At 38.1% G+C, this 11,453-nt stretch carries 11 protein-coding genes and 1 pseudogene; 5 read left to right on the top strand and 7 right to left on the bottom strand.

The window, feature by feature from the left end; genetic code table 11:
* Both IOC57_RS24550 and IOC57_RS24555 read right to left on the bottom strand, forming a co-directional pair.
* A partial coding sequence (locus IOC57_RS24550) for a hypothetical protein (RefSeq protein ID WP_207441151.1) occupies positions 1-252 on the bottom strand: 252 nt, incomplete at its 3' end.
* A gap of 33 nt (positions 253-285) precedes the next feature.
* Positions 286-879, bottom strand: coding sequence for a TetR/AcrR family transcriptional regulator (locus IOC57_RS24555; RefSeq protein WP_207441153.1), 594 nt, complete (start codon positions 877-879; stop codon positions 286-288).
* Between the two features lie 276 nt (positions 880-1,155).
* Between IOC57_RS24555 and IOC57_RS24560 the strand changes: the two genes are divergently transcribed.
* Together IOC57_RS24560 and IOC57_RS24565 are read left to right on the top strand one after the other, a co-directional pair.
* A complete protein-coding gene (locus tag IOC57_RS24560) occupies positions 1,156-2,589 on the top strand; it encodes a DHA2 family efflux MFS transporter permease subunit (protein ID WP_286185171.1) in 1,434 nt (477 codons plus the stop codon).
* A 190-nt stretch (positions 2,590-2,779) separates the two neighbouring features.
* Positions 2,780-4,033, top strand: coding sequence for a cytochrome P450 family protein (locus IOC57_RS24565; protein WP_207441157.1), 1,254 nt, complete (start codon positions 2,780-2,782; stop codon positions 4,031-4,033).
* A 580-nt stretch (positions 4,034-4,613) separates the two neighbouring features.
* On the opposite strand, the gene IOC57_RS24570 is transcribed toward IOC57_RS24565, so the two are convergent.
* Both IOC57_RS24570 and IOC57_RS24575 read right to left on the bottom strand, forming a co-directional pair.
* On the bottom strand, positions 4,614-5,237 hold the full coding sequence (locus tag IOC57_RS24570; protein ID WP_286185168.1) for a TetR/AcrR family transcriptional regulator: 624 nt from the start codon (positions 5,235-5,237) through the stop codon (positions 4,614-4,616).
* Positions 5,238-5,271: 34 nt separating this feature from the next.
* Positions 5,272-5,886 (bottom strand): GNAT family N-acetyltransferase, encoded by a 615-nt coding sequence (locus tag IOC57_RS24575; protein WP_207441159.1) that lies wholly within the window; start codon positions 5,884-5,886, stop codon positions 5,272-5,274.
* 184 nt (positions 5,887-6,070) lie between these two features.
* Between IOC57_RS24575 and IOC57_RS24580 the strand changes: the two are divergent.
* Positions 6,071-7,249: pseudogene (locus IOC57_RS24580) on the top strand (IS4 family transposase); the annotation flags it as partial.
* A gap of 602 nt (positions 7,250-7,851) precedes the next feature.
* Here the strand turns inward: IOC57_RS24580 and IOC57_RS24585 are convergent.
* The 3 genes from IOC57_RS24585 to IOC57_RS26225 form a co-directional block, all read right to left on the bottom strand.
* Complete coding sequence (locus IOC57_RS24585) at positions 7,852-8,445, bottom strand: YdeI/OmpD-associated family protein (protein ID WP_207441160.1); 594 nt, start codon at positions 8,443-8,445, stop codon at positions 7,852-7,854.
* 330 nt (positions 8,446-8,775) lie between these two features.
* A complete protein-coding gene (locus IOC57_RS26220; protein ID WP_286185169.1) occupies positions 8,776-9,165 on the bottom strand; it encodes an SRPBCC family protein in 390 nt (129 codons plus the stop codon).
* A gap of 3 nt (positions 9,166-9,168) precedes the next feature.
* A complete protein-coding gene (locus IOC57_RS26225; RefSeq protein ID WP_286185170.1) occupies positions 9,169-9,492 on the bottom strand; it encodes an ArsR/SmtB family transcription factor in 324 nt (107 codons plus the stop codon).
* Between the two features lie 345 nt (positions 9,493-9,837).
* Between IOC57_RS26225 and IOC57_RS24595 the strand changes: the two genes are divergently transcribed.
* Together IOC57_RS24595 and IOC57_RS24600 are read left to right on the top strand one after the other, a co-directional pair.
* On the top strand, positions 9,838-10,047 hold the full coding sequence (locus IOC57_RS24595; protein ID WP_207441162.1) for a hypothetical protein: 210 nt from the start codon (positions 9,838-9,840) through the stop codon (positions 10,045-10,047).
* Between the two features lie 457 nt (positions 10,048-10,504).
* Positions 10,505-11,302, top strand: a complete 798-nt coding sequence (locus IOC57_RS24600; RefSeq protein ID WP_207441164.1) for a fumarylacetoacetate hydrolase family protein — start codon at positions 10,505-10,507, stop codon at positions 11,300-11,302.
* The last annotated feature ends 151 nt before the right edge of the window (positions 11,303-11,453 follow it).

Here is an 11,453-nt window from a genome sequence, read left to right on the forward strand (position 1 = left end):
GCCGCCATAGGAGTTTCTTATGGAACTAACGGCGCAGGTTAGTTGAAGAAGAAAGTTTGTTGCACGGGGGAGAAAATGATGAAATAAAGAAAAAAACCGTTCAGTTTTCTGAACGGAAACACACTTTATGTGTGTTAGTAATTTAATTTTAATTCCGGTTTTTATACCAAAATCCACTAAAAATAAGCCAGTTATTGTTGGAAAACCATCTGGGCTTTTTGTAACCATTTTTGCGTAATCTATTAATAACAAAGAGTTAGAAACCATACTACAGAGAGCGAAGGTTTAGTTGCATTTTTCCCCCCTATGATGAAGCAAAGAGAATTGTTTCGCTAGAAAAGTTGGTGTATATGGCATATCATTTTGAAGCCACGAAACGATTGTGCCTATTAAAGCGGAAGTTTCATACCATATCAATATATCTTCTTTTAGGATTTCAGTTCCATGGGATCGTCTTTCGCTTTCCTCTATCTTAGTAACTATCCTCTCCCTTAAAAACATTGTTAGACGATCTCTAAAGATAGGAACTTTCTTAGAAGCAAGAAGGTTCTTATAAAAATTCGAATGTTCAGCTATATGATCAAGTAAATTTTCAATTATTTTCCAATTGTTCTCGTAAGGGGATGTCTGGTCTGTTGGTGTTTTACTAAAAATTGTTGAAATGTCGTCAATCATATCCTCTGCCATCATTTCCAACATATCTGGAATGTCACGATAATGTAGATAAAAGGTAACTCGATTGATGGTGGCTCTCTCAGCCAATCGATTAACAGTTATTTTTTGGAGATCCATTTCCTCAAGTAATTCAACAAATGCATCTTTAATTAATTGTCTTGTACGAAGTATTCGAGGGTCTGTGTGATGCTTTTTCTTTTCCATCATATTCTCTTTCCTTTCTCATCAGATAGTAAGCTACACTTCATAGCGTTGTGTCGTATTTCTTCTCGATAAACAACATAAACCTTATTTTTGTAAATTAATTTACACTTTTTGGAATTTTGTAGCTTGAAAACATTATAAATTGTACTTATAATCTCATTTATACAGTGTAAATTATACAACACAGTGTAAATTTAATCTAGGATTGGCCTGAAAGGAAGAATGAAATTGAGTAAGAATGCAACAATCCAAAATTCTATCAAAAAGGGACCCATCATGTTTGTGTTGATAATAGGTGCTTTCCTTGCCACGTTTAATCAAACAATCATGAGCGTTGCCATTCCGGAATTAATGAATGATTTTACTATTAAAGCTTCAACAGCTCAGTGGCTTACAACAGGTTATATGTTGGTAAATGGGGTTTTGATCCCTATCACAGCCTTTTTAATCCAGAGATTTTCCACCCGTCAATTATTCCAAAGTTCGATGATTATTTTTCTAGCCGGAACGATTGTTTCCGCAGTCGCAACCAGTTTCCCTATACTTCTGACTGGGCGGTTGATTCAAGCAGCCGGTGCTGGAATTATTATGCCTTTACTCATGAATGTTGTGTTATCCCTTTTCACTCCAGAGAAGAGAGGATCTGCTATGGGTACGGTCGGGTTAGCCATTATTTTTGCCCCTGCAATTGGACCAACTCTTACCGGTTATGTTCTTGAGACGTTGCCTTGGCAATATATGTTTTACGGAATGATTCCATTTGTCGTTATTGTCATCATCTGCGGGTTTATTTATCTGAAAAATGTATCAGAACCTGTCATTTCTAAGGTGGACGTTATGAGTGTTGTCCTTTCAACCATAGGATTTGGTGCTTTAATGTATGGCTTCAGCGAAGCCGGCAATGCTGGTTGGTCAAGTACAGAGGTAGTTGTTACTCTAGTTGTAGGAATCCTGGCCCTTGTCCTGTTTACTTGGCGGCAACTGATCTCCCAGAATCCACTACTGGATCTCCGGGCCTTTAAATACAATATGTTTACCTTGACTACCATTATTAATATAGGTGTTACCATGATGATGTATGCAGATATGATGCTACTTCCTCTGTACCTTCAGAATGCCCGCGGTTTTACTGCATTGGAGTCTGGTTTGCTTATGCTTCCAGGGGCACTTCTAATGGGCTTGCTAAGTCCTGCAGTTGGAAAGCTCTTCGACCGGTTTGGGGCGAAATGGCTTTCTATTATCGGTATAGCCATTATTATCATCTCAACCTTTGGCTTTATTGATTTGACGGACTCGACCAGCTATACGTTTCTCATCCTGATGTCTACATTTCGCCGTATTGGGATGGCGATGATGATTATGCCTATACAGACTGCAGGTTTAAATCAATTGCCGTCAAGTCTTTATGCACATGGCACTGCTATTTCCAACACTATCAGGCAAGTAGCGGGAGCAATAGGTACTGCACTACTTGTGACAGTAATGACAAACAGTACAAAGAATCATCTTCAGGCCTTTGCCACGGGAGGAGCACAGGGTGAAACACAAAAACATATGGTTATGGAAGCTTCCATCCAGGGGATAAATGATGCATATTTTGTTATTCTTATCATCGGAATTTTCAGTTTATTGTTTTCCTTCTTTATAAAACGTGTTAAGGACGCTTCCGAAGAAAAAACAATAATTTTAAAGAAGCCAGCAAGAATTTAGAAGGCAAATCAACTATATAAAATAAGCTTAAAAATATCCTAGTTTTACTCTAAGGGGGTGTTAAATAAACACTAAAGATTATCATCCTGTTGGTTTTTGAAAATTGTATTTAGGTTAACAGAGAACATAGGACAATATTTAAAGAAACAGATCATACCCATAAAGGGCACAAGGAGAAAGGAAGGTTGTTATGGGAAATCCAGATCAAAACATATCAGATAAATCTATATTGGACGTATTTAGTGGTAAAAGTGTTGAAAACCCGTTTCCGATATTCGCCAAGATGCGGACAATGGGAGCCGTTATTCCTATCCCGTCCCCTATCGGTGGGATAGAGGGCCAAACATGGATGGTCACGCGTATGGAAGAAGCAATGCAGGTATTAAAGGATCATGCCCACTTTACTGTAGATGGGGGCTCCATCAATGGTAACAGTGATATCATGCAGAACAATGCCGATCCATCTGCTCCCCCTACCTTCCTTAACGCAAAATCCATGCTTTCCGTCGATGAACCCGATCATCGAAGGTTGCGCAGGTTGGTATCCAAAGCCTTTACACCCAAATATATGGAAAGCTTACGCCCCCGCGTCCAGAAAATTGCTGAAGAATTACTTGACCAGGTACAGGATAAAGGAGAGATGGATCTGGTCAAGGACTATGCCTATCCCTTACCGATCAACGTCATTTCTGACATGCTTGGAGTGCCTCAAGCAGACCAGGCACAGATTCGGTTCTGGTCTGAGGCCATCGCGCACGGACTGGGTCTAGGAAGGAAAGATCCCGGGGTCGCAGAGCAGATTCGAGCCTTTGGGGAATATATCGTGCAGCTTGTGGCCGACAAACGTCAGCTTCCTGCTGATGACTTAATCAGCCAGTTGGTATCAATCGAAGAGGAGGGAGATCGACTCGACGAAGCAGAACTAATCTCGATGATCTCACTATTGATCTTTGCCGGTCATGAGACAACCTCGAATCTGATTGCAACGGGGACTTTGATGTTACTGGATCATCCCGAGCAATTTGAGAAGCTAAAAGTCGACCTCAATCTGGTTCCTGCGGCCGTGGAAGAACTGCTGCGTTTCAATGGGCCCGCCACAATCGCTGGACCGCGTTTTGCTACTGAAGATATCGAGCTCGCAGGACAGCAAATCAAAAAGGGGGATATGGTTATTCCCGTATTGAAATCAACGAATCGGGATGAGCTCCAGTTTACGGAACCAGAGGGGCTGGATATTACGCGCGCAATGAAACGTCATCTGGCCTTTGGGCATGGCATCCATATGTGTTTGGGAGCGCCATTAGCCCGTGTTGAAGGAGACGTTGCGTTTTCCACCTTACTGAGACGCATGCCCAACCTGCAGCTCAACGTCCCTCGGGAGAACGTCAACTGGCATTTCATGCTGAGTTCTCAGGGGTTAACATCCCTGCCCGTCGCTTTTTAGTGGAGAGAAAGAACTCCTTACTTGACGGGTGGGGAGTCCATAAGCTAACTTTTCAAATTTTCACTGAAGGCCAAAAATGGAATATGATAAAGAGCCGCTCAAATGGTGGGCGGCTTTTTCCTATGTAGTATGTGAAATATTGTATGTTAACTAAACCAGCCAATAGTTTGTCAACATTTTTCAATAAGAGGTCCTGCTAACAAAACGCGGAAAACATACGCTAAGGGAATTTTGGGAGGAAAAAACCCGATTTTCCCTACGCTAAGGAATTAACAACAGGAAAATACGGATTTACAATGATAAGGAAATCCAAATATAAAAAAGCCTGATTTCTCGCTTTTAACACCGGGAAATTAGGCTTTAGTTACTTCATTAAAGCGCCCTTTTGTTGAGGACTACAAAAAAAACTAACCATTTTATAGGGCGCCTCTAAACCTAAACAAACCATTAAAGGTAGGAACGGAAAATATATATTTCATAATGGTTGTTGCAACACCGTTTCTATATATGTTGAACCCTTGCAACTAATTCAACAAGCAAAGTTATCTTCTGATAGTATGGAAAATTGGCACGTTTTACTTCATTCACGATAATCCTTAATCAAAAACTCTGTTACAATTTTTAGACTTGGCGTTATATAACGTTCTCTCATGGTAAGTTTTATTATAGCTAATCCTTGTAAGGAAGCGAAATAATAAAATGCCATTTCCGAAGCATTTTCTTGTTTAAACTGGCCAAGGCTCTGACCTTTTTTGATTAATCGGGCAGTTTGATTTAACATTGCTACACTCTGTTCGTTAAGATATTGAATTTGAGGAGAAGGTTCTTCCATCGTTGATGATTGGTGCATAAGCATAAGTAGTTCTGCAAATGCATCATCTTTTTCAAGATCATTCAATATTTCCTGCGTAAACTGTCGTATTAATTCAATTGGAGACTCTTCGTCTTGAAACTTTTCGACGATTTTTTCTAATCCTGTTGCAGCCAAGGAAACTAACTCATTAAATAAATCTTCTTTGGCTTTATAGTGTCGGTACATTAACCCGATGCTAATTCCCGCACCCTTTGCAATATCCTGAACACTGGTAGCTGCAAAGCCTTTTATTGCGAATAGTTTTATTGCAGCCGAATGAATTTTATTTCTCGTTGCAGTTCTCATTGCCTCATATTGTTCTTTTGTTCTAGGCAAGAAATCTTCCTCCATTTCGCTCTTCCCATCATCCAGTAGAAATGTATCTTTACTTTTTCATATATTTCAAAGACAAAAGATTATTGATTCCATTTTTCTTGGCCATCTTTTTCGGAAGAGGCTTTCTTTTGTATTCTTCAAAACCCAACTTTTTATATAATTTCATCGCAGGAATATTCGTATCGGCAACCTCTTCAATGACGTAACTCTTATACGGCGTATTTTCATAAATATACTGGATGATTTGAGAGGCTACACCCTGCCCTTTAAATTCATGAGCTGTTCCGACAAATTCGATCGAGCCTGTATTAGGAGGGAAATTTTCATAAGGGGCTTCAAATTCCTTCTTTAAAAAAATCCCTGCCATGCTTCCCTTGAAGAAACCTAAGTGCTTTCTCAGCTCTTTTTTATTTAATTTTACCGAAAAGGTTTTCCCGTCCGTACATGCCGTCATTCCAGCTACTTTATCATTTGCTATAGCCACATAAAATTGATCTAAAACAAACATGTGAGCAAAAGCCTTTGCAATGGTGTTTTTATCTTTGGAAAAATAGCCAAGCCATTGTGTAAAGCCTTCTGCAAAAATTTCAGAAATTTGGGTCCTTACATCTAACTCAATTTTATCCGCCTTTGCAACTATAAATTTATAATCTCCAGTTTGCATATATCATTCCCCTTTCGGTTTATAATGAATGAATATATTTTCATTGTAAAATCCATGACAACATATTGTCAAAATTTATTCAAAATCTGGCCCAATTATTGAACAAAATTAAAAAAATCATTTAATTCATTAGTTATGGATAAGTAACCATAAACGACCGTATTTTTTTGCTTTATGTGTATGGCTTAATCAACGATTTAATGATTCAGCCGTACAGTTTCTTCAACAAGTTCTAGCTAATCTTCTCACTCAAAGAATGCATTCGACACAAGAAATACTTCATCCATACTCCACGACTTTTAAACGTACTCGGATCCTAGATTCTACAACATTTCAACTTCCAGATAAGTTTTCCTCACATTATCAAGGTTCTGGCGGAAGCAGCCATACCGCAGGTGTTAAAATCCAACTTGAATATGACTTATGGAGTGGGAAGTTTCTTCACGTTTATGTAGGAGAAGGGAGAGAAAATGATAAAACCTTCGGTTCAACGAGTCTATAAATCATTCCACCGAAAGACTTATACATAAGGGATTTAGGGTATTTCGACTTACATGACTTACAGAAAATGAATGATGAAGGTGCTTACTATGTCTCACGTTTGAAGTTAAATTCTCGTATCTATCGTAAGAACGATGAACCAGAGTTTTTTCGAAATGGGACTGTGAAGAAAGGTACTCTCTTTATTCAGTTAGACACGGAAGAGCTTATGAATCAATTACAACCTGGTCAAACACTCGAAATTTCAGAAGCATACATTGGGCTGTATCAAAAACTCCCCGCCCGAGTGGTTATTCATCGACTAACTGAGGCACAAACAGAGAAAAGATTGATAGAACAAGCAAAAAAAGAAAAGAAGAAGGGCATTACCTATAAATCCGAAGCAAACGATTAAGAGGAATGAACGTATATATTACAAATCTTTCTTTAGAAGAAGTTCCAACGGAACATATCCATGACCTGTATTCGTTATGTTGGCAGATTGAAATTCTATTTAAAACATGGAAATTCTCTTTCAAATTGACAAGTGCAAAGGGGTCAAGAGGGAACGCTTAGAGTGTCACTTGTATGGCCAACTGATTAGCATTTTACTACCATGTTTAAAATGCGTCAGTTACTTTTAGACAAGAAAAAGAAGGAGTTAAGTGAATATAAATCTATCTATATGATAAAAGACTATTATTTATTGTTTTATCAAGGATTACAAAAGGACACCCAAGAACTATCAACGACTTTTCTCCATCTGTTTTACCTTTTGGAGAAAAACGGACGGAAATCTCACCGATATGAGAAGAAAACGGTCTTTGATATTTTAGGTGTTGTATATGATTGTACGATGTCACAAAAGCTCAAACGTGCATAATGATATTTTAAAATACTTATTCAATAGGTGTATTTGTCTTGCGTATTTTTAGTGTAGTCATAGAAAATTAATGAGAACGCACCACCATTATACCCTTTGGTATGTTTAGCTTGATGGCGATGGAGTCCTACCAACAAAACGCGGAAAACATGCGCTAAGGGAATTTTGGGAGGAAAAAATCCGATTTTCTCTAGGCTAAGGAATTAACATCAGGAAAATACGGATTTACAATGGTAAGGAAATCCAAATATAAAAAAGCCTGATTTCTCGATTTTAACACCGGGAAATTAGGCTTTAGTTCCTTCATTAAAGCGCCCTTTAATGGAATAACTTAGATTTATCCTCGTCCTTAAAAACCACATATTCAGTTCAAGAAAAGTATACCTTTCAGCAAAAAGCCAAAAGGTACATTTTTGTGTGCAGTATTTTTCTTTTCTTAGCCTGTTATACGTTAGTTTGCTTATACTCTAATAATCACTTTTTTGTTTTTTCTATTTTAAATTATTTGATTGAGTGTTACCTGTAGTCCAAAAAGAAGTTCGAATGAACTCAAAATGAGGGAGCTCTTACAGTCTGATTATTTTATTTTCTCATCGAATATACTAATCATTTAATCCCTTTCCATCGAGAATTTGCTGCATATATTTTTCAACTCTTGATGCTCGCGTTTTGGATTGCTTGGCATTAGAAAAATAAAAAATGTATGCCCTTTGACGTCCCGGTGTCAATGCTTCAAAGGAAGTTTTCAAGGCAGGGATTTCATCGAATTTATTTTGCAATTCTTCAGGAATTGTGTATTCTGAAGTCTTTTTAAAATTTACTTCCAATCCGGCTTTTTCCACTTCAATGGCTTCATTTATATAGGCTTTCAAGATGGATTCCATTTCAACTATTTCTTGGACATTGGTGAACCGAATCTGGCGTGCCGTCTGTGAATTCTCCGTTTGTTGGATTAGAATCCCATGGGGATCCTTTAACAAAGCACCTTTGTGAAACATAAGCGCACAATATTCTTTAAATCCATGTATTAAAACGATGTTTTTTCCCTCGAACATGTAACAAGGGTGCATCCACTTAATATCTTCGGTCAGCTCACAGTCGAGAACGATATTTCTCAACGTTTCAAATTCTTCCTTCCACGTTTTGGCTTTTTTTATAAATCCATCGACCTTACGATTCTTTTTGCTATTTGTCATAAAGAAAAACCCCTCTTCAATTTTCGATTAGCTGACAGTAAAGAATGATCATTCTCTCTCCAATTCTTTCTGTCACTTTTTGGGTTTACTTGAATATTCATTAACCTTGAATCATTTTTCATGACCTTCCTTCGGAAGCCTGCCTAATATACCGGCAATAAGGCATCTAAACAGTTTATATTGTTGGCAATTAATTGATTGATTTTCATATTAATATCCTCTTAATTCACAAAATTTAGTCTTTCAAAGCAAACGGCTCAGTCCTATACTGAGCCGTTTGCTTTTGCCTATTCCTTCGTTAAGCTAAACACAATAACGAGTCAGAGGTTCTTACATTTTCTCTAAAACTTTTTTTAGCTCTTCCATCATATTCGCCCAACCATATTTCGCACCATTAAACGCTTGATCTTCTTTTTCGAATCCAGTTTGTTCAAGACGTAAGTAGGTTATTCCACTCTCTTGCTTCAATGTCCATGTGACTGTAGTGTTTATCGGACCACCTACCCATGTGTAAGATAGCTTATAAGGCTCGTCCACTACTAATACCTCACATTCTACAATTAAATTATACTGCTCATTTCGGAATTGACATTTATGCCCTACGATTGGTTTAAAATCATTTTCCATTACCCATTTTGCAAGAGTATCCGAATCTGTTAATGCATTCCACACCTCATTAATTGAACTTGTAAACTGAAAATCTAATGATAATTCTGCCATTATTTATTCCTCCCTTAATAAATTTTTTAAAAGTGCCACTTTATCTTTCCAAAATTTCTCGTAAAAGGATACCCAATCTTTAATTTCCTGTAGGGGAGCTGCTTTTAATCGATACCTTGTTTCTCTACCAACTTTACGGTCAGAAACTAGATCAGCTTCTTTAAGGATAGCCAAATGCTTAGAAACAGCGGTACGCCCCATTTGAAATTGACCCGTTAATTCGTGAAGAGGTAACTCTTCTGCATCTGCCAACAAACGTAGCAATTTACGTCTTGTTGGGTCAGCAATGGCTACATAAACATCACGCTCTTGATTTTTCTCGCTCAAAATCCCCGCTCCTTAAAAATAAGACACCAATTGGTGTCCTTATCATATGACCTTAATTGGTGTCCTGTCAATTTTTATTTTTGACAAAAGGTATTCGTGTTATTCCCTTATCATCAAGTTTGAGGCTAGTTGGGACGTAGATCTCGTATAACAAGCGAAGCTATGACATGGCAAGGCAGCATTTTCTTAATGCAACTAACTGGGCAGGCTAGTTTAATAAGATGCCCTCCATTGTTTAATTGAGTGCCTGCTCATGTTATAATGAATAACTCACGATCATTACTATTTTTGAACGGATGCCAGGAAAAGCCTCCGCCTAACGATAAAATATGGAGGTGTAAGAGAATGAATAAACAATGGACGATTGGTAAAATTAAAGAATTTGTTGAGAACAATTCGGAAAGTAAGTTGTTAACGACGGAATATCTCGGTTTTTCTCAAAAGTTACTATTTAAATGTACATGTGGTAGCAATTTTGAAAAAACATTTAAGAAATTTAAAAATAATAACCAACGTAAATGTGATGTGTGCCAACCGCCTAAATCGGCACGATAACGTATGGCGAATAAATGAAGTGCTGATTTCTATTAAAGAGAAGTTGGCACTTTTTTTATGGGAATAAAGCTTTTTCTTAATGCAACTAAAGCCGCAGGGGGGTTACTGAGGCGGCCTTTTTCAACGAGGCAGGTTAGCTGAATAAGGGACGAATTACCAGTACAAAAGTTTTGATATTTTGAGATAATCAATAAGCACCAAGACTTTAAAGGTAATAGGGTGTTGTGAAGTTGCAGCCAATATAAGGCAATACACAGATAAAATTATAAATAAATTGTGGTTCCATAAAATACATAGTTAAATAATTTAATCTTATTGAACTAAGGTCGGTTCAGCTGAAGATGGAGTTGCGACGGGAGCTCTTTTTTCACGTAAAAGAACAGGCATGTTATAGTATAGGAGAACCGGATTTTATATTATCTGAGGTAATCTTAATCATCAAAGGAGTTTATTCATAATGCATGTGCTACAAAAAACACAAAAAATAGTTCGCTATCAGAATCAACAGGGCAAGATACATTACGGTATTGTTGAGGATGAGATGATATTACAACTGTCTAGCAGTTTTGAGGAACTTGTCAACAAGGAAATAAAGTATGACGGGGTAGAGCTGAAATATAGTGACGTGAAAATTTTGGAACCTGTAAAACCCTCAAAAGTGGTTAATTTCGGCTGGACATACGCAGGTCATGCGAAGGAAACGGGGGGAGAAGCAAACCTTGTTGAACCATTTCTATTTTTAAAGCCATTATCTTCGCTTATTGCAGACAAGGAGAAAATTATCCTTCCTCCAAACGAGCTATCCAATCAAGTGGAGCTTGAAGGGGAAGTAGCCCTGGTCATTGGAAAGCGCGGAAAAAACATCAAAGAAGAAGATGCGCTTGATTATGTATTTGGTTGCACGATATTTAATGATGTCACAGCAAGAGATCTTACAAAAAAAGATCCACAGTTTACACGGGGCAAAGGGTTTGATACATTCGGACCTTTGGGGCCGTGCATCGTTACCGGGGTAGATCCCACTAATTTGCGGATTGTGACCACTTTAAACGGCCGCGTTGTCCAAGACGGGAATACCAATGAAATGTCTCTAAGCATTCCGTTTCTAATCAGCTGGCTTTCACAGGTGATGACACTGGAGCCCGGTGACATTTTGGCCACGGGTTCTCCATCTGGCAGCTGCCCGATCAAGTCAGGGGATGAGGTCGTTGTTGAAGTTGAGAATATCGGCCGGTTATGTAATGGTGTCCAGTAGGATTTGCGGGAATTCCTAATACCGAAATCATCAATAGGTAACAAAGATCAGAGCTGCCTTTATGGCAGCTTCAGTTTGTAGACAAAAGGGGTTCGGAATTAAAAAATTCCGAACCCCTTTTGAAATTCCCATTGAAATTTTGACCAAAGGT

Source organism: Bacillus sp. SD075, from assembly GCF_017355165.1.
GTDB lineage: Bacteria > Bacillota > Bacilli > Bacillales > DSM-1321 > Peribacillus.

Excerpts from the sequence above, each read along its gene's own strand:
- IOC57_RS24585 (WP_207441160.1), bottom strand. The coding sequence starts at position 8,445 with ATGACAAATAGCAAAAAGAATCGTAAGGTCGATGGATTTATAAAAAAA.
- IOC57_RS24565 (WP_207441157.1), top strand. The coding sequence starts at position 2,780 with ATGGGAAATCCAGATCAAAACATATCAGATAAATCTATATTGGACGTA.
- IOC57_RS24555 (WP_207441153.1), bottom strand. The coding sequence starts at position 879 with ATGGAAAAGAAAAAGCATCACACAGACCCTCGAATACTTCGTACAAGA.
- IOC57_RS24600 (WP_207441164.1), top strand. The coding sequence starts at position 10,505 with ATGCATGTGCTACAAAAAACACAAAAAATAGTTCGCTATCAGAATCAA.
- IOC57_RS24575 (WP_207441159.1), bottom strand. The coding sequence starts at position 5,886 with ATGCAAACTGGAGATTATAAATTTATAGTTGCAAAGGCGGATAAAATT.
- IOC57_RS26220 (WP_286185169.1), bottom strand. The coding sequence starts at position 9,165 with ATGGCAGAATTATCATTAGATTTTCAGTTTACAAGTTCAATTAATGAG.
- IOC57_RS24570 (WP_286185168.1), bottom strand. The coding sequence starts at position 5,237 with ATGGAGGAAGATTTCTTGCCTAGAACAAAAGAACAATATGAGGCAATG.
- IOC57_RS24560 (WP_286185171.1), top strand. The coding sequence starts at position 1,156 with ATGTTTGTGTTGATAATAGGTGCTTTCCTTGCCACGTTTAATCAAACA.
- IOC57_RS24595 (WP_207441162.1), top strand. The coding sequence starts at position 9,838 with ATGAATAAACAATGGACGATTGGTAAAATTAAAGAATTTGTTGAGAAC.